The sequence below is a fragment of the Candidatus Pelagibacter sp. Uisw_137 genome, assembly GCF_047720245.1.
In the GTDB taxonomy this organism is placed as follows: Bacteria; Pseudomonadota; Alphaproteobacteria; order Pelagibacterales; family Pelagibacteraceae; genus Pelagibacter.
The window spans coordinates 733,073-752,179 of sequence record NZ_CP159811.1 but is presented as its reverse complement, the minus strand read 5'-3'; the positions used below and the strand labels follow the sequence as shown (position 1 = coordinate 752,179).

At 29.5% G+C, this 19,107-nt stretch carries 18 protein-coding genes; 12 read left to right on the top strand and 6 right to left on the bottom strand.

From position 1 onward, the window contains the following. Nucleotides 1-19 precede the first annotated feature (19 nt). The 3 genes from ABXT61_RS04105 to ABXT61_RS04095 are packed head-to-tail and all read right to left on the bottom strand — an operon-like array spanning nucleotide 20 to nucleotide 2,570. The gene (locus ABXT61_RS04105) at nucleotides 20-1,096 is read right to left on the bottom strand and encodes a YeiH family protein (protein WP_415314507.1); all 1,077 of its coding nucleotides are present in this window, start codon (nucleotides 1,094-1,096) and stop codon (nucleotides 20-22) included. A 17-nt stretch (nucleotides 1,097-1,113) separates the two neighbouring features. After that, nucleotides 1,114-2,280, bottom strand: coding sequence for a UxaA family hydrolase (locus ABXT61_RS04100; protein ID WP_415314506.1), 1,167 nt, complete (start codon nucleotides 2,278-2,280; stop codon nucleotides 1,114-1,116). Nucleotides 2,281-2,285: 5 nt separating this feature from the next. Next, on the bottom strand, nucleotides 2,286-2,570 hold the full coding sequence (locus ABXT61_RS04095) for a UxaA family hydrolase (protein ID WP_006997074.1): 285 nt from the start codon (nucleotides 2,568-2,570) through the stop codon (nucleotides 2,286-2,288). 112 nt (nucleotides 2,571-2,682) lie between these two features. On the opposite strand from ABXT61_RS04095, the gene xsc reads away from it, so the two are divergent. The 9 genes from xsc (at nucleotide 2,683) to ABXT61_RS04050 (ending at nucleotide 11,786) form a co-directional block, all read left to right on the top strand. Further along, nucleotides 2,683-4,464 carry a sulfoacetaldehyde acetyltransferase gene (gene xsc, locus ABXT61_RS04090; RefSeq protein ID WP_415314505.1) on the top strand — a complete coding sequence of 594 codons (1,782 nt, stop codon included), beginning with the start codon at nucleotides 2,683-2,685 and terminating at the stop codon, nucleotides 4,462-4,464. A gap of 2 nt (nucleotides 4,465-4,466) precedes the next feature. Then, nucleotides 4,467-4,856 (top strand): SxtJ family membrane protein, encoded by a 390-nt coding sequence (locus ABXT61_RS04085; protein WP_415314504.1) that lies wholly within the window; start codon nucleotides 4,467-4,469, stop codon nucleotides 4,854-4,856. 2 nt (nucleotides 4,857-4,858) lie between these two features. Next, nucleotides 4,859-5,008 (top strand): DUF5989 family protein, encoded by a 150-nt coding sequence (locus tag ABXT61_RS04080; RefSeq protein ID WP_415314503.1) that lies wholly within the window; start codon nucleotides 4,859-4,861, stop codon nucleotides 5,006-5,008. 19 nt (nucleotides 5,009-5,027) lie between these two features. Continuing rightward, a complete protein-coding gene (locus tag ABXT61_RS04075; RefSeq protein WP_415314502.1) occupies nucleotides 5,028-5,939 on the top strand; it encodes a class I SAM-dependent methyltransferase in 912 nt (303 codons plus the stop codon). 67 nt (nucleotides 5,940-6,006) lie between these two features. Further along, nucleotides 6,007-6,156, top strand: coding sequence for a DUF5989 family protein (locus ABXT61_RS04070; protein ID WP_415314501.1), 150 nt, complete (start codon nucleotides 6,007-6,009; stop codon nucleotides 6,154-6,156). Between the two features lies 1 nt (nucleotide 6,157). Further along, complete coding sequence (locus tag ABXT61_RS04065; RefSeq protein WP_415314500.1) at nucleotides 6,158-7,996, top strand: carbamoyltransferase; 1,839 nt, start codon at nucleotides 6,158-6,160, stop codon at nucleotides 7,994-7,996. Continuing rightward, the gene (locus tag ABXT61_RS04060) at nucleotides 7,977-9,116 is read left to right on the top strand and encodes a hypothetical protein (protein ID WP_415314499.1); all 1,140 of its coding nucleotides are present in this window, start codon (nucleotides 7,977-7,979) and stop codon (nucleotides 9,114-9,116) included. The genes ABXT61_RS04065 and ABXT61_RS04060 overlap by 20 nt, the downstream gene beginning before the upstream one ends. A gap of 34 nt (nucleotides 9,117-9,150) precedes the next feature. Next, nucleotides 9,151-10,485 carry an SGNH/GDSL hydrolase family protein gene (locus tag ABXT61_RS04055; protein ID WP_415314498.1) on the top strand — a complete coding sequence of 445 codons (1,335 nt, stop codon included), beginning with the start codon at nucleotides 9,151-9,153 and terminating at the stop codon, nucleotides 10,483-10,485. Beyond that, the gene (locus ABXT61_RS04050; protein ID WP_415314497.1) at nucleotides 10,482-11,786 is read left to right on the top strand and encodes an NAD(P)/FAD-dependent oxidoreductase; all 1,305 of its coding nucleotides are present in this window, start codon (nucleotides 10,482-10,484) and stop codon (nucleotides 11,784-11,786) included. Before ABXT61_RS04055 ends, ABXT61_RS04050 begins: the two co-directional genes overlap by 4 nt. On the opposite strand, the gene ABXT61_RS04045 is transcribed toward ABXT61_RS04050, so the two are convergent. Further along, nucleotides 11,787-14,372, bottom strand: coding sequence for an ABC transporter permease (locus tag ABXT61_RS04045; protein ID WP_415314496.1), 2,586 nt, complete (start codon nucleotides 14,370-14,372; stop codon nucleotides 11,787-11,789). It abuts the gene before it with no gap. Then, nucleotides 14,308-14,973 (bottom strand): ABC transporter ATP-binding protein, encoded by a 666-nt coding sequence (locus tag ABXT61_RS04040; RefSeq protein WP_415314495.1) that lies wholly within the window; start codon nucleotides 14,971-14,973, stop codon nucleotides 14,308-14,310. Before ABXT61_RS04040 ends, ABXT61_RS04045 begins: the two co-directional genes overlap by 65 nt. Between ABXT61_RS04040 and ABXT61_RS04035 the strand changes: the two genes are divergently transcribed. The 3 genes from ABXT61_RS04035 to ABXT61_RS04025 all read left to right on the top strand — a co-directional run bounded on the left by ABXT61_RS04035 (nucleotide 14,972) and on the right by ABXT61_RS04025 (nucleotide 17,857). Beyond that, the gene (locus ABXT61_RS04035; protein WP_415314494.1) at nucleotides 14,972-15,586 is read left to right on the top strand and encodes an arylesterase; all 615 of its coding nucleotides are present in this window, start codon (nucleotides 14,972-14,974) and stop codon (nucleotides 15,584-15,586) included. The genes ABXT61_RS04040 and ABXT61_RS04035 overlap by 2 nt on opposite strands. 14 nt (nucleotides 15,587-15,600) lie before the next feature. Next, entirely contained in the window at nucleotides 15,601-16,893 is a 1,293-nt protein-coding gene (locus ABXT61_RS04030; protein WP_415314493.1) for an NAD(P)H-dependent oxidoreductase, read from the top strand. 163 nt (nucleotides 16,894-17,056) lie between these two features. Then, nucleotides 17,057-17,857: a sulfotransferase family 2 domain-containing protein gene (locus ABXT61_RS04025; RefSeq protein WP_415314492.1), complete on the top strand. Its 801-nt coding sequence runs from the start codon at nucleotides 17,057-17,059 to the stop codon at nucleotides 17,855-17,857. Between the two features lie 61 nt (nucleotides 17,858-17,918). Here ABXT61_RS04025 and ABXT61_RS04020 read toward each other — a convergent pair whose 3' ends face one another. Beyond that, nucleotides 17,919-19,070 carry a M24 family metallopeptidase gene (locus ABXT61_RS04020; protein ID WP_415314491.1) on the bottom strand — a complete coding sequence of 384 codons (1,152 nt, stop codon included), beginning with the start codon at nucleotides 19,068-19,070 and terminating at the stop codon, nucleotides 17,919-17,921. Nucleotides 19,071-19,107 lie beyond the last annotated feature (37 nt).

Sequence of the window (19,107 nt, the reverse complement as noted above, 5' to 3'; positions counted from 1 at the left end):
TAATATAACAATATGATCGTTATAGAAATAGTTCTGTAAAAATTCTCATGGAAATAATACTTACCAAACCAACCGTTATCATTGCAATAAATCCTACAACAAAGGGTTTATAACCCATGGATTTTAGGTCTTTTAAGTTAGTTGATAGTCCAACAGCAGCCATTGCCATACTTAAGAAAACCTTAGCAGAATCTTTAACAGTTAATACTAGGTTTTGCCAAATTGGTTGAGAATTTTCTGATAAAAATAGTTGATCTCCAATATTTCGAAATATAATCATTCCAATAAAACCTAATACAAAATATGGGAAAATATTAAGTATTGAATAGTTTTTAGTCTTAGTTTCGTTCCTATTATAAAGATAAGCAAAAAGAGGGATCATGATAATTAGAAAAGTATTTCTAATAAGTTTTGTTACAGTTGCTATATTTAATGTTTCAGGACTATTAAATTGTTGATCATAAATTAAACCAGCTGCTGCAACTTGAGATGTTTCATGGATGGCTGTTCCTAAAAAAAGCCCCACATACATTGGGTCTCCATTAAAATAAATATTCGCAAAATATGGATAAACTAACATTGAAATTATTCCAAAAACTGTGATGTTGGCAATTGCATAAGCAACTTCACCTTTATTAGCTTTAATTATTGGAGCAGTAGCCATAATTGCTGTCGTTCCACAAACGGTACTACCAATTGATATTAGGTAAGCCATCCTCGTTGAGATTTTTAATTTCTTAATCAATAGTTTAATTACAATTAATACGCTTATGATGCACACAATAATTAATGGTATAGCAACAGAGCCAAATTTTAAAAATTCAAACGGCTTTAATTGAATACCAAGACAAATTATTCCAAGTTTTAAAATATATTTTTGAGTAAAATTTATTCCAAGTAAAAAACCCTCTCTCATCTGAAAAATATTTCCAAATACAATTCCCATTAGAATTGCAATCATTGCTGTTGATATTGGACTTTTAGCGTATCCTAGCAATTCAATACCAATGATATTATTTAAACCTTGAGATAAAGTGTAGAGAACAAGTGCTAAAATGATACCTGGTACAAGGACCAAGTATTTTTTAAATAACATTAATTAATAGATGAGTTTTAAGCACTTCTATAAAGCTTAGTCATAACAAACTCTTTATGACCTAAAGCTTCAGCACAAGTTAATCTGCCGTTAGCAACCCTAATCATTGATTTGATTAATTCATCACCAGCTTCAGACATAGTCATCTCACGGGATAAAATCTTTGATACATCACAATCGATATGCTCACCCATACCTTTTACAGTTAATGGATTGGCGGTTAATTTTACAACAGGCTCAATAGGGTTACCTACAATATTACCTTGACCTGTTGGGAATAAGTGAATGTTAAATCCAGCAGCTGCTTGAAGTGTAATACACTCTGCTGCTGCAGATGAAGTATCCATAAAGTACAATCCTTTTCCTTTAGTAGGCTCTTCTGCTGGCTCTAAAACATCAATAAATTTACAATTTCCAATTTTTTGGAAGTTTCCAAATGCCTTTTCTTCAATTGTAGTTAACCCACCCGCAATATTCCCTGCAGTTGGTTGACTTTCTGAAAGATCATCTGTTGCTTCTTTTAGAATAAAATCGTTGTAATCACTCCACGTTTTCATGAATTTTTTTGAGGCTTCAGGGGTTGCACCACGTGTAGCACAAACTTTTTCAGCACCAGTTAGTTCTGACGTTTCACCAAAACATAAATGAACTCCTAATGGCTCTAATTTATCCATTAAGTTTCCAACTGTTGGGTTAGCAGCAAGACCTGATGTTGTATCAGATTCACCGCATTTAACCGAAATCCATAAATCACTTAGAGGACATTCTTCTCTTTGTTTTTCAGAAGCCCACATAGCAAATTCTTGAGCTTTTTTAGAAGCTTTCATGATTGTTCCAATGTCACCAGTTCTTTCGATATGAAATCCTTCAACTGGTTTTCCGGTTTTCGCAATTTCATCAACAATTCTTTTTGTCCATTTAGGTTCAATTCCAATAACAATTACAGCAGCAACGTTAGGGTTTTTCCCTGTCCCAATCATTGTTCTAAAGTGTAAATCTAAGTCAGCACCAAATTGAAGTCTTCCATAAGAATGAGGAAGGGCCATTGTACCTTTAATATTATTTGCTACAGCTTCAGCACAAGCATTTGATATATCATCTACAGGTAAGATGATTACGTGATTTCTAGTACCAACTCTGCCATTTTCTCTTTTATAACCTAAAAAACTTTTTGGAATTTCCATATTTTTTACCACTTCTTCGTTTTTACATTGTGAACATGAACATGCTCACCTTTTTTGATTGATTTAACTACTTTTCCAATATCATGACCATATTTCAAAATAGTATCACCTTCATTAAGGTCAACCATTGCAATTTTATGTCCTAATTGAATTTCATCTACTGATTGAATTTGAACTGTTTTGTCATTTTCCATAATCCAACATGCGCAATCTTGTTTTGGAGTGATTTTATCAATAACAACTACTCCTACGTTGTCTTTCTCGTCATGTATAATAATGTCTGTAGCCATAATTGTGTCGATTTGTTTGTTTGAAATTTTTTAATTCTTATATATTAATCTTTAAAATTAACAAATTATTTATAGATTATTTCAACAACTCAAGCAGGAAGGCCTAACTATTATGACTAAAATGACAACAGAAGAAGCTTTTGTAAAAGTTTTACAAATGCACGGTATTGAACATGCCTTTGGAATTATTGGTTCAGCCTTTATGCCTATTTCGGATATTTTTCCTGACGCTGGAATTACTTTTTGGGATGTTGCTCATGAAACAAACGGTGGATTAATTGCAGATGGTTACACTAGATCTACTGGTAAAATGTCAATGGTTATTGCACAAAATGGTCCTGGAATTACTGGTCTTGTAACACCAATTAAAACTGCATACTGGAACCACACACCATTATTATTAGTAACACCACAAGCTGCCAATAAAACTATGGGTCAAGGTGGATTTCAAGAAGTAGAACAAATGAATTTATTTAAAGATATGGTTTGTTATCAAGAAGAAGTTAGAGACGCTTCAAGGATGGCAGAAGTATTAAATAGAGTAATTGAAAAAGCGATCAGAGGATCAGCTCCTGCACAAATAAATGTTCCAAGAGATTATTGGACACAAGTAATCGATATTGATCTTCCTCCAATTGTAAGACTAGAAAGACAAGCGGGTGGAGTTGAAGCAATCAAAAAAGCAGCTGACTTATTATCAAACGCTAAATTTCCAGTAATATTATCTGGTGCGGGTGTTGTAATTGGTGGAGCGATTGAAGATTGTAAAAAATTAGCTGAAAAACTAGATGCCCCAGTTTGTTCAGGGTATCAACACAATGATAGTTTCCCAGGAAGTCACCCATTAGCAGCTGGACCATTAGGATACAATGGGTCGAAAGCTGGAATGGAATTAATTCAAAAAGCAGATGTAGTACTTGCGCTTGGTACAAGACTAAATCCTTTTTCAACTTTACCTGGTTATGGAATGGATTACTGGCCTAAAGATGCAAGTATCATTCAAGTTGATATGAATTCAGATAGAATTGGTTTAACTAAAAAAGTATCAGTTGGTATTTGTGGGGATGCAAAATTAGTATCTCAACAAATTTTAGCTCAACTTTCTCCAACAGCAGGAGATACTAATAGAGAAGAGAGAAAAAATACAATTCACCAAACTAAATCTGCTTGGTTACAAGAGTTATCAAGCCTAGATCATGAAGATGATGATGAAGGTACAGTTTGGAATGCAGAAGCTAGAAAAAGAGATGCAGATAGAATGTCTCCTAGAGAAGCTTGGAGAGGAATTCAAGCAGGTATGCCTGATGATGTAATTATATCAAGCGACATTGGAAATAACTGTGCAATTGGTAATGCTTATCCTACATTTGAAAAAGGTAGAAAATATTTAGCACCAGGATTATTTGGTCCTTGTGGTTATGGTTTTCCAGCAATTCTTGGAGCAAAAATTGGATGTCCTGATACACCGGTAATTGGTTTTGCAGGTGACGGCGCATTCGGTATCAGCATGAACGAAATGAGTTCAGTGGCAAGACCAGAATGGCCAGCAATTTCAATGGTAATTTTTAGAAACTACCAATGGGGTGCTGAAAAAAGAAATACTACCTTATGGTTTGATGACAATTTTGTTGGAACAGAGCTTGATCCAGAATTAAGTTATGCAAAAGTTGCAGTAGCATGTGGATTAAAAGGTATTACTGTTCGAACTATGGAAGAGACTACCGCTGCTATCAAGCAATCATGTGAAGATCAAAAGAAAGGAATTACAACATTTATTGAAGTAATTCTTAACCAAGAACTGGGAGAGCCTTTTAGAAGAGATGCTATGAAAAGACCTGTTAAAGTTGCTGGTATAAAAAAAGAAGATATGAAGAAACAACCTTCATTAATTTAATTTTGAAAAAAAATAATATAAAAATAAGCTCTAACAGAAGTTTTGGTATTGTATTTTTTGTTGTATTTTTATTAATTTCAATTTATCCAATAATTAACGATCAAGACATAAGGGTTTGGTCATTAATTATAAGTTTAATTTTTTTAATACTAGGAATAATTAACTCAAACATTTTAACACCCTTAAATAAAGTATGGTTTAAATTTGGAATTTTATTAGGAAGCTTTGTTTCACCAATAGTAATGGGTGTAGTTTTTTTTTTAGTAGTAACACCAATTTCTTTATTAATGAAGTTATTCGGTAAAGATGTTTTAAATTTAAAAAGAAATAATTCCAAATCATATTGGATAGAAAAAACTGGCCCTAAAAGTAGAATGAAGGACCAATTTTAATTATGAGTTTTTTAAAAGAATTTTGGCAATTTTTAAAAATAAGAAAAAAATATTGGCTATTACCTATATTCGTTTTTTTGTTTATCTTTGGTGGACTTATAATCTTAAGTCAAGGTTCTGCAATTGCCCCTTTTATTTATGTTCTTTTTTAAAATAAATATTTAACAAAAGATGAACAAATTTTTAAAAAAAGACTTTTTACTTAAAGAAAATATCATCACTCTTGAAATTAAGGATCAAGTTACTAAAAAAGTAACAGATTTCTATAAAGAAAGTCCTTTCCCAAACTATAAGAATGATGATAATAAAAGTACAATTTTAGCAAAGGGAAATAAAAATATTTTAGCATCACAATTTAAAAAATTTATAGGCTATAATAAAAATGTTTTAGAAGTTGGTTGTGGTACTGGACAAATTTCAAACTATTTTTCAATTGGAACAAATAATAATGTTGTTGGACTAGATCCCACAATTGAATCTTTAAAACTAGCATCAAATTTTGCAAAAAAAAATGATATTCAAAATGTTAAGTTTGTTAATGCAGATATTTTTGATGATGTGTTGAAAGACAATTTTTTTGATTTTATTTGGTGCAGTGGAGTTCTTCATCACACAAAGAGTCCAATAGAAGCATTTAGAATAATTACAAAATCATTAAAAAATGAAGGCTACATATTAATTGGTTTGTACAACAAGATAGGAAGAATTCGAACATTAATTAGAAAATTTTTTTACAATATTTTTGGTGAATTTTTTTTAAAGATTATTGATCCAACTTTAAGAAATTTTAAAAATGATAAAGATGAACAAAAAGCCTGGATAAGGGATCAATATATTCATCCTGTTGAGAGTTTACATACATTAGATGAGGTATTAAAATGGTTTAATAATAATAATATTGAATTTGTAAATTCTGTTCCGTCATGTGATTTTAATGATGATCATTTTGAAAATTTATTTAAAAAACAATCTGTGGGCAATCTTTACTCTAGATTAATGAATCAAGTATCAATGGTATTTACTGGTCTTGGTTCTGATGGTGGGCTATTTATAGTAATTGGTAAAAAAAAATATTTTAGTTAAACTTTATTATAGTGGTGAAACTATCTTAAAATATGATAGAAAAATATTCTTAATATAATTAAATAAAATGGCATTTTTAAAAGAGTTTTGGAGATTTATAATAGTAAGAAAGAAATATTGGTTAACACCAATTTTAGTTACTCTCGCTCTTTTTGGTTTTATAATTATTTTATCTCAGGGATCAGCAATAGGCCCACTTATTTATACAATTTTTTAAAATGAAGTCAATTCTAGGTATTTCAGCTTTTTATCATGACAGCTCAGCTACAATCTTAATAGATGGTGAAATAATTGCTGCAGCTCAAGAAGAGAGATTTACAAGAATAAAACATGATGCCAGTTACCCATTTAATGCAGTAGAATTTGTTTTAAAGTTTGCAAATTTAAAACTTAGTGAAGTTGATCAAATTATTTTTTATGAAAAGCCATTTCTAAAATTTGAAAGACTGCTTGAAACTTATGTGGCATTTGCTCCAAGGGGATTTAAGTCTTTCTGTAAAGCGATGCCAGTTTGGTTACGTGATAAATTATTTCAAAAAAAACAACTTTTTAATGAGCTTAAGGTTCATGATGAAAAATTTAATGATGAAAATAAAATATTTTTTTCCGATCATCATTTAAGTCATGCATCAAGTGCTTTTTTTCCATCTCCATTTTCTGAAGCTATAGTTCTAACAGCTGATGGTGTGGGTGAGTGGGCAACATCAACGGTTGCAATTGGCATCAATAACAATCTTGAAATTAAAAAAGAAATTCATTTTCCACATTCCTTAGGTTTGTTATATTCAGCTTTTACATATTATACTGGATTCAAAGTAAATAGTGGTGAATATAAACTTATGGGTTTAGCACCTTATGGAAAACCTATTTATGAGGAAAAAATTATCAATAATTTAATTGACATCAAAGATGATGGATCATTTCATTTAAAACAAGATTATTTTAATTATGCAACTGGACTTACTATGACAAATAAAAAATTTGATGATTTATTTGGTCAAGATAAAAGAGATCCCAAAAAAAATAAAATAACACAATTCCACATGGATATAGCTGCTTCAATACAAAAAGTTACAGAAGATATAATGATAAAATTGGCAAGATCATTAAAAAAAGAATACAATTTGCCAAATCTTTGTTTGGCTGGCGGTGTTGCACTTAACTGTGTTGCAAACGGAAAAATTCTTAAAGAAAAAATTTTTGAAAATATTTGGATACAACCAGCTTCAGGAGATGCGGGTGGATCATTAGGCGCTGCATTAGCACTTTGGCATATCGAACAAAAAAATCTAAGAACGATAAATATGAAGGATGATATGAAAGGTTCTTATTTAGGTCCCGAATATTCACAAAACACTATTGAAAATGAATTAAAAAACATAGGTGCTAAATATGAAGTATTAGAAGAAAAAGATTTAATTGAAAAAACAGTAGAAAGTTTATCGAATGGAGATGCAATTGGATGGTTTCAGGGGAGAATGGAATTTGGACCCAGAGCACTTGGTGCTAGATCAATCTTGGGTGATGCTAGATCTACTGAAATGCAAAAAAACTTAAATTTAAAAGTTAAATATAGGGAAAGTTTTAGACCATTCGCACCTTCAATATTAGAGGAAGATGTTAAAGAGTGGTTTGATATTGAAACTAAAAGTCCCTATATGCTTTTAGTTGCTAATATTAACTCTAAAAAAGTTATCAAAATGAACGATGTTGAGGATAAATTATTTGGAATTGAAAAATTAAACATTAAAAGATCCGAGATACCTGCAGTGACCCATGTTGATTATTCTGCTAGAATACAAACAGTTTCGAAAGACACAAACCCTAAGTTTTTTGAATTACTAAAAAAATTTAAGGAAAAAACTAATTCCCCAGTTTTAGTAAATACTTCATTTAATGTTAGAGGTGAACCAATTGTAAATACACCAACAGATGCATTTAATTGTTTTATGGGTACCGAATTAGATAATTTAGTAATAGGTAATTGCTTTCTAAAAAAAATTGATCAAAATTCACAGCTTAAAAAAGATTATAAAAATGAATTTGAGTTGGATTAAAATAAATACTAAAATTAAAAAATTTTTTATTCTATTTTTTGTTTATTCCTTTTTTATAATTTTAGGTGATATTCTTTATAGTAACTTTGGTAATATAAAAGATATTAACTACAATTGTTTTAAATTTTATAATTTAACTGCTGATAAAAAAGAATATCATTATTATGATTTTAAAAAAAATTGTATAGCTACAGAGTCCTTAAGAACGGTAGCACCTTACAATGTTTATACAGATGAAAACGGTTACAGATTTTCAGGAAAACCAAGAAAAGAAATTGTTAAAAATATTCTATTTGTTGGTGACTTACAGACTTATGGTTATGGCATTACTTATGAAGATTCTTTTTCTGGAATTATTCAAGCAAATCTAGATAATTATGAAGTATATAATTTAGCTGTACCAAGTTATGGAATAAGGATGTACCTTAAACGAATTGAGGATTTTTATAAAAAAAATAAAAAAGCTTCACATATTTTTGTAACCTTGGATATGACTGATGTAGTTGATGCTTCTTTTAGGTGGCATGATATCACGTCACTAGATACACCAGTAATTAAAACTCACAGAGCTGTTAAAGAAATTGATAGTTGGGATAAAATTAAAGGCTCAAACTTTAAGGGAATTAGACTGCTAACATTTTACACAAGAAATTTTTTTAGAAGCATAAGAAAAAACTTTCTTATAAATAATAACAAATATGAAGATATTGCTTTAAAGACAGAAGTAGCAAATTTCACATACGAAAAAATTAATAAAGAAAATACTCCATTTTTAACTAATGAAAGTTTTAATTTATCATTAAATTATATTGATGAATATTTTGGTAAAATTTCAAATTTAGCAAAAAAAAATAATACTGAATTGTATCTTATAATCTTTCCTTGGCCTGAAAATTTAATATATGGTCAGAAAATTTTTAATTGGGAGAGCTATACAAATGAAATTTGTAAAAAACATAGATGTAAAAAAGTTTTAAATTTATTTAAAGATTTTGCAGTTATTAAAGAAAATAACCCCAATTGGAAAAAATTAATCTATATTGATCAAGATATACATTTAAAAAGATATGGTAATTCAATTCTAGCCAATAAAATTTTAAGTGAGATTATTTTTGATTAATACTTATATTAATTTTTAATTTAATATTAAAAAAATGAAGAAAATCATATTTTTAAAAAGTTTAGTAATTTTTTTTTTAAGTTTTGTATTATTTTTAAGTTTTAGAATACCCCTTTATTATGAAAATGATAAAATTATCTCATTTTTATTTATTTTCTTTATATCAGTAATTTTTCTAACTTTTTTTGTAAAAAATATTAAAATTAAAATTATTTTATATAATTGTTTTATAATTATTGTTTTAAATTTGATAACTACTCCTTTTTTTTTCCAAAAAACTTTTGATGTACCTTTTAGACTTCCAAATTACACTGAAGTCATAAACTATAAATCAGATTTTTTTAGTGGAATGTGGAATGGAACACATACTATTACTACTGATCAAAAAGGTAACCGTACAAATAAAAAGATAAAATATTTTAATAAACCAGGTAATTCAATTAGATTATTTACCATAGGTGCAAGCACAACAGAAGAAAATATGACAGATGATAATAAAACTTGGTCGAGTTTGTTAGCTAAGGATTTATCTTTGCATACATCGAAAGATATAGAAATGATTAATATGAGCTTAGCTGGTCTAAGAATTCATCACCACTATATATCATTAAAAAATATTAAAAAATTTAAACCAGATATTGTTGTTTTTTTAATCGGTGTAAATGATTGGAATAACCATATTGTTAATAATAAAAAATATATTTTTCCTTATTTTGAAATTAGGTATGATTTTACTAAATCAACATTATTTAAGATTGTCTCTAATATTAAGAAACAAATTAATAGAAAATTAATTAAAAATGATAAAAAAGAAACTAAAACATCTGCAACTATATTGACACCAAATGCTTTAACAAAAACCATTATAGATGGAGAAAGTCATTTTTATGCACAAAACTCAGACAAGAGAATTGTAGATTGGCTTAAACCGATGTCTAACTCATTGGAAAAACAATTTAAAAAAAAATTCAAACCAGAAAATGTAAGTGAAGAATATAATTATTACACTAATCTAATAATAAAAGAATGTAAATTGAATGAATATAATTGTTTTTTTATAAATCAACCAACTGGTTATAATGATAATGTAACTAATAAATTAAAAAGAAGATTTTGGATGACACCACCATTCCAGGATTTTACATTAGATTTATCAAGTATGATTCATATATCATTACTCTATAATAATTATTTGGAAAAAATTATTAAAAAAAATCAACTAAACTTTTGTGATCTTTCATCAAAAATTTTGCCTAATACTGACCATTTAATTGACGATTGCCATTTTACTGAAAAAGGATCTAGTATAGTTTCAAAAGTTATTAGCAATTGTTTAAAAAAGAAATTAATTTCTCAAAAAGTTTTATGAAATTAACCAATGATAAATCATGTAGTTGGATTAATGATTTACCATTAAGAACTAATATTAAAACACTGTCAGTTAATCAAGAATGTGATTGGTTAATAATTGGAGCAGGTTATACAGGATTATCAGTAGCGCGAAAATTAAGTCAATTACACCCTAGTCAAAAAATAATATTGGTTGACGCTCAATTAGCAGGCGAGGGCGCAAGTAGTAGAAACTCAGGTTACCTGGTTGATACAACTCTTAATGATGGCTTTACATCAAACAAAGAATTAGAAAATTATAAAAAAAAAGCAGATATCTATGAATTGGGAATTAAAGCTGTAAAAAAATTTATCAAAGAATACCAGGTAGATTGTGAGTGGAATGAGTGTGGTAAGTATTTTGCATCATCTAAATCTGAAGATCAGAAAATATTATTAAAATTTTCAGAAACACTATCAAAACTAGGTTATAATCATAATTTACTTTTTAATAATGAACTAACCAAAAAATTAGGTACAAGTTTTTATACTGTTGCTCTTCACACTAAAGGCGGAATTTTATTACACCCTGGAAAACTAGCTAGAGCTATGATTGATACATTGCCTGACAATGTTCAATTATTTGAAAACTCACCTTTATTAGATTGGGAAAAAAATAATGACATAATTTCATGTAATTTCAATAATGAGAAAATCAATACTAAAAAAATTATTTTTGCTACAAATGGCTTTTTGAAATCATTAGGTATTAAATCAAATTATAATTTTCCACTGACATTAACTGCCAGCATGACAAGACCTTTAACAGATGAAGAGTTTAGAGCTCTTGGTGAACCAAATGAGTGGGGTGTACTACCAGTTAAACCCATGGGTGCAACAATTAGAATGACGAAAGATAGAAGAATTTTAATTAGAAATACTGCTGAGGTACACGACCCATCAAAAATGACTCAATCAGAACTAGACAAGAGATCAATTAAACAAAAACTAGGAATTAAAAAAAGATTTCCACAATTACCTAACGATATTATTAAGTCTTCATGGTCAGGTATTGTTTCTAGAACAAGAAATAGTTCTCAAATATTTGAAAAAATTGATGATCATATTTTTGCTGCAGGTTGCTATAATGGTTCTGGCATAGGTGTTGGAACTTTATTTGGTGAACAGATAGCAATTAAAGCAAGTAATGAAAATAGTGATGAAATTAATATAATAGAATCCAGAAGTAAGCCCACTTGGCTTCCACCTCAGCCATTTTTAAATATTGGAGTTAAAACAAGATTGATTTTTGAGAGGTTTAGATCGCGATCTGATGTGTAGTTATTGATTTCTTATAAGTGGATAAACTTTAGGGCTTAAATACTTAAAATTAGTAATCATAATTAAGATTAATGTAGCAAGCCCAATCCCAATAGTTACCTGTAAAAATATTGCTAAGTCAAACTTCCAAGTGATTTGAAAAATATTTTCAATGATAAATTGCGAACCTATGACCGCAAAAAAGAGAGCTATTAGAATTATGGATGTGAATATAATAAAAAACTCAATAATTGAAGAGAGCACAACCTCTACTTTGGAAAAGCCTAAAATTTTGAATATTAAATTTTGAAATTCTTTAATTTTACCCTGAACTATAATTGCACTGGATATTACAATTAAACCAATAACTATAGTTATTGCAGAGATAACAGTTACAGCAATAAACACTTTGTTTAAAAGATCTGTTACTTTCTCTAAGTAATCAGTAATTTTTATAATAGAGAGGCTAGGCATTTTATCTAGTAAAGCAGTTTCGTTAAAATTTTCTAAGTTTTTAAATTTTGATGTAGCTAAATATTCATGAGGTATATTTTTTGCAAATTGAGGATTTAATAACATTGCAAAGTTAATAGTAAAATCTCTGTAGTCTACCAATCTAAAGTTTATAATTTCACCTTCAATTTCACGTCCATAAATATTTAAAGTAAAAATATCACCAATTTTAATATTAAAATCTTTAGCAATTTTACTATCAAGTGAAATTTGAAGTTTATCAGGTCTACTTAAGTCCCACCATTTACCTTCTACAATTGGATTATCTTTTAAGACTTTATCAGCCCAAGAAGACCTTCTGTCATTTCTAATCACCCAGTGACTGTCATTACTTGAATCGATATAAGTATTAGGATCTATTCCATTAATTTTTAGAATACCTGTTGAAACCATCGGGACAATTTCAAGGTTAGCTTTTTTATCCATTTCAAAAATTAAATCTTCAAATATTTGTCTTTCATCACTTTGAATACCAATGAAAAAATAATCAGGCGCAAGCTCTGGTATAGATTTTGCAATTTCTCTTTTAAAGTTTGAACCCACAAAAGCCAAAGTTAACAATAAGGTGACGCCTAAACCTAAAGACATAATAGTTATAGGGGTAATACTTTTAGTTTGAGTGATGTTTTTAACTGATACTTTAATTGAAATATTTGGGTGTTCTTTAAGTCCTTTAAATAATTTAATAACCAAGTTTGATAATAAATAAAAGACTAATAGACAAACAAAGAAAGCTCCAAAATAACCTAAGCTATAAATGGGTCGAGCAGAACCAATGGTAAATAAAGAAATTAAAATTGATAATAATAATAGACTTAAAACGATTGATTTTTTTGAATAATAAAATTGAAGGTTTTGAAACACATTTCTAAATAAGTTTGATGCCTTAACTTGATCAATTGCATTAATGGTTGGTATAGAAAATATGATTAATACTAATAACCCTACTGAAAAAACTTTGAAATAATTAAGAATAGAAAAACTACCTTCAATATTTAATCCAAGACCAGCTGACAGATAAACATCAACAATAGGGACTAGAAAGAAGCTAAAAGAGTAGGCGGCAGTGGATATTATAAATAATAGGATAAGTAATTGTAGATAGTAGACTATCTTTATATCCTTTGAGAAAAAGCCTAGAGACTTCTTAACCGCTATAGACATATTGTTTTGATTAATGAATGAAAGCAAGGTGTTTGCTATTCCAATTCCTGCAATTAACATTGCACTAATTGATACAAGAGACAAAAACTGAGAGAAATTATCAATTATTCTTTTTAAAGGACCATCAGATTTTTCGTGATATCTAAGTTTAACCTTTTTTTCATCTTTAAATAATTGCTCAATCTTTTTAGATAAAGCCTTTGGATTATCTCCTTCATTAAATTTTACTTTATATTCATAATTTAAAAAACTGCCTAGGTTATTAAGTTTTAATAATTCTAATGTTTGTTTGCCAGCTAAAGCAAAATCACCAAATACAAAAGCACCTCCAATATCAGGTACAGATTTTACGATACCAATTACAGTAAACAACTGATCTTGAACTTTGATTTTATCATTGATTTCTAAATTAAGATTTTTGAAAATGTTTTCATTAACAAGGATTGTATTCTCTATAGTTTGTAATTTTTCAAATACACCACTTGGTTCATAACCTACCTTGCCAAATAATGGGTAATTTTGATCTACTGATTTAATTCTAGAAAATATTGATTTATTTTTAGTTTGATTGGTAGTTGAGATCATGGTGCTAAACTCAACCATTTGTGAAACGGTAGCAAATTTTTTAACTTGGTTAATTAATTCTAAGTTGCCAACATTACGATTATAATCAATTTCAATATCTCCACCTAAAAGTGCTCTCGAATTATTATTTAATTCTTTATTCAAACTATCTTCAATTGTGAAAATTGAACTTAAGATAAATAGACTGATAAAAAGTGTTAAAATAATACTAGAAATTTTTTTATAATTTCTACTCAAGTCTCTTAAAGCATATATCAAAGTTAACTTGTACTCTGAAAGCTTAGACAATTTTTCCATCTTTGATTTTAATTTTTCTTTTTGCTTTATTTGCAAGCTTTGGGTCATGGGTGACCATAATTAAAGATGATTTTTCTTCCTTGATATATTTAAACAAAATATCTGCAATCATTTGTGAATTTTCACTGTCTAAATTGCCTGTAGGCTCATCTGCTAAAATTAGTTTTGGCTTCATGGCTATAGCTCTTGCAATAGCTACACGTTGTTGTTCACCACCTGAAAGTTGACTAGGTAAATTATTAAATCTATTTTTTAACCCAAATCGATCTAACAACTCTTTGGCTCGTTCATTAGGATTTTTTAAGTTATTTAGCTCTAAGGTTAGAGCAATATTTTCAACAGCAGTGTAATTTGGAATAAGATAGAAAGATTGAAAAACTATACCAATATTTTTTCTTCTAATTTTAGAAACCTCATCTTCACTCATTTTAGATATTTCTTGATCTTCAAAAAATATCTTACCAGAGGTTGCTTTCTCTAGTCCCCCAGCAAGCATGATTAAGCTAGTCTTTCCAGACCCACTTTCACCAACTATTGAAATAGACTCATTTTTTTTAGTCTCTAAATTAATATTCTTTAAAACCTTAATAGTATCATTACCAGTTTGGTATTTAAGATTAACGTTTTTTAGCTTAAGAAGACTATCCATGATTAAAAGATTTATTATTAAAATTATTACCTTCTGTCTAGTGAGCATAAACGCCAATGCTGTAGAAAACGTTATCTTATTTGGTGATAGCTTAATGGCTGGCTATGGTCTTCCACAGGAAAAACATTTATCCATTGTTCTTCAAAGCAATCTTAATGAAAGTGGTTATAATCTTGAGGTTATTGATGGAAGTGTATCTGGAAGCACATCTTCAGGTGGATTAAACCGTGTTGAGTGGTCTTTATCTCAACCTGATATTGATTTAATGATCTTAGGATTGGGTGCTAACGATATGTTAAGAGGAATAAGTCCCATTGAGACTGAAAAAAATTTAGAAAAAATTATTCAAACAGCAAAACTTAAAAATATAGAAATAATTTTAGCAGGAATGATTGCTCCAACAACCCACGGAATTAGTTATAAAAAAAAGTTTGATAATATTTATCCAAAGCTTGCTAAGAAATATGATCTAAATTTAATACCTTTTTTATTAGAAGGTGTAGCTCTAAAACCTGAGCTTAATCAAGATGACGGTATGCACCCAAATGCAAAAGGAACTTTAATTGTAAGCGAGACGTTAAAAAAAAGTATCATCAGTTTTATAAAAAAATAGTATATCGTGATCAAATGTTTTTAAATACAAAACTACAATCTAGAGAAAACACGATAAAAGTTGCATTCATTGGATGTGGAAAATTCGTGAGTATGTTTCTTGCTCAATACAATCAACTACAAAAAATTATCATTGATACTATTGTTGATATTAATATTGATAATGCAAAAAAAAATTGCCTCAAGAGTGGTTTAACTGCTGAGATAGTTAACAAAATAAACTTTGTTACCTCTTTAGAAGAAGCAATTGATAGAGATGTTGAAGTTTTTATAGAAGCTACTGGAAATCCAATTATTGGAACAGTTCATGCTGTAAAGATTATTAAAAATAAGAAACACATCATATTAGTAAATGTTGAAGCTGATGTTACTTGTGGAAAATACCTTGCTGATCTTGCAAAAGAAAATAACGTTATTTGTTCAATGGCTTATGGAGATCAACCTTCATTGATTATGGAGCAAATTGAATGGGCTAAGTTAAACGGTTTTTCAGTAGTTTGTGCTGGTAAAGGGACCAAGTACCATCCAGATTTTGAATACTCAACGCCAGATACGGTTTGGGGTCACTATGGTTTAAGTAAAGAACGTGCTGAAATTGAATCTGGCATGAATCCTAAAATGTTTAATAGTTTTTTATGTGGAGATAAATCTGCAATTGAAATGTGTGCTGTAAGCAATGCATCAAATTTAAAATGCCCAAGTAATGGATTAACCTTTCCACCTGTGGGAGTATATGACATTGCTAAAAAATTAATTCCAAAAGAAGAAGGAGGCTTAATCGATTACGAAGGTCAAGTGGAGGTGATATCTAGCATTGATTTAAATCAAAAAGATATTCCAAATGATCTTAGATGGGGTGTTTACATAGTAATTAAAGCTCAAAATCAATATGTTAAAAATTGTTTTAAAGATTATGGAATGGTGACCGATTCGTCTGGCAGCTATTCAGCTATATGGAGACCATATCACTATATTGGCTTAGAACTTGCTCAATCAATATATGCAATTGCACTTGATCAAAAAGCAACAGGACAAACTATAAATTATAATGCAGATGTTGCAGCTTATGCCAAAAAAGATTTGAAAATTGGTGAGCGATTAGATGGTGAGGGAGGTTTTTGTGCTAGAGGAAAATTAATCACTTCTAAAAAATCAAAAGATGAAAAAATTTTACCTCTTGGTTTGACAGATGGAGCAATTGTTAAGAAAGACATTTATAAAGATCAATCTATAAGATTAGATGATGTGGAGTTAAGCCTTCCAGAAGATGTTGTTAAAGCTAGACAGTATCAATATAATTTAATTTAAAGAACAACTAAATCCAACTTTTGTTTCCCTAATCTTTCGTTACCATTCTTGGTCACAAGGTAGGTTTCACCCAAATTCATCTCTAGTTTACTGTCTGATTAATCAAACAAAATAAATAACTTGATTTTACTGCTAAGATGTTAAAAAGTTCAATTTCTAAAGGGTGTGGTTAAAAATGAAAAAAATTATTAAATCAGCAATATTCTCTTTTTTATTTAAAAAAGAAAACAGAATAAAGGGGGAAGCCAGATATCAAAGAATATTACATAATCATATTCGTAAGTGTGCAGGAACATCTATAAACAAAGCGTTAATTAAGTCTATCGGTGGCAATAAAAATACTTATGAGGAATTAGCCAAGCATAGACTCCACAAAATGAATTTGCAGCTAGGGTCATGCGTTGGATGGAATTCTATAGCAATAAATAAAGGTTCTTTTTTTTTTGCATTCAGTCACGAGCCACTTCATAGTCTCACTCTTGACGACTCAACGTTTACCTTTTGCTTTTTAAGAGAGCCAGTTGAACGAGTAATATCTCATTATAATATGCTTAAAGATCTTATTAACGATGATAAAACGCATCCAGCCTTATCGGAAGAAAAAAAATTTGCATTTGGAGACTTTGATCACTTTCTGGACAATATTCCACGAGAGCATCTAGAGGCACAGCTGTTTAATTTTAGCGCTAGTTACAACGTAGATGAAGCGATTTATAAGATGCGCTCGTGCATAAATTATGTAGGCGATATTAAAGATCCAGGTAAGGAGCTATTGCCATTTTTATCATCAGAATTTGGGCTGAATATCGACTATCAGCATCTTCGTTCTTCTAAATCAAAATTTGAACCTTCTTCAGATCAATACGCACGCCTTAAGAGCATGGTATCTGAAGAAACTAATTTTAGAACAAAAGCTGAGAAATACTTTGGGCTTAATTTTAAAACAAGAAAGCAAGGTGACTAATTGGGATGATAGTCAAAATAGTATAGTTAGAGATGATAATAAAATTTAAATGCAGTTAATTTTATAGAACAACTAAATCTAGCCTCTGTTTTCCTAATCTTTCATTACCATTCTTGGTCACTAAATACGTTTCACCTAAATTCATGGCTAAATTGTTGACTGAATCCATGAGGATCATATGCATAAAGAAGACATTACCTGGTTGGATAATATAAGGATTGCCAGTGTATAACATTGGCCAGTCCATCCAGTTTGGAGAAAAGGTTGAACCCAGTGAATAACCACAAGCATTCATTCTTACTTTATTGTATCCAAGGTCATCAAAAGTTTTAGCGTGTATATCAAATACATTTCCAGCAGTTTTTCCTGGTATTAAAGTTTTTGCACAATTATTTAAAGCCTCAACACAAGCTTCGTGCATCTTAATATGTTTTGGATCAGCTTTACCAATAGGAATTGTTCTAAACATTGCAGAGTGATAATGTTTATATGTTCCAGCCCATTCAATAGTTAACTGATCAGTTTCTGATAGAACTCTTTTCTCAGATTGGTATCTGCATAGTAATGCGTTGTGTCCTGAGCCAATAATATATTCATTTGCCGGATAATCACCGCCACCTTCTAAAACAACTCTTTGCATTTCAGCTAAAATTTTTGCCTCACTAGCGCCAGCTTTTGCGTATTTCCACGCTTCATCAAGACCTTGATCAGCAAGTTCTGCAGCTTTTTTTACATAAACAATCTCTTCCTGAGATTTAATAACCCTATGCTTAGTAATTAATTCTGATTGATCTTCTACTTCACAATAACCTTCTAGTGATTTATTGAGTCTTAAAGCGTTACGACCTGTCATACCGTAAGCTTCATATTCAATTCCAATTTTTTTATCTTTTAAATTTAGTTCATTTAAGATGATTTTAAGATCATCTGTAGGATTAGACTGGTCTTTATCTATCCAAATTCTTATGTCTTCAATATTAGATGTGTTTTGTGCCTGTCTTAAATCTGGAGCTCTTGTTAAAAGAATAATATTTCCTTTTTGGTCTAATATTAACGTTTGAAAAAAAACGTAACCAAAAGTGTCATAGCCAGTAAGCCAAAACATAGATTCTTGACGGAACATTAAAAGAGCATCAAGGTTCTGCTCTTTCATAGACTTCAATGTTGCTAGTTTTCTTTTTTCGAATTCTTGTTTACTAAAATGAAGTGCCATAATAAAAACTATAACTTTTAAAAATATTAATCACAAG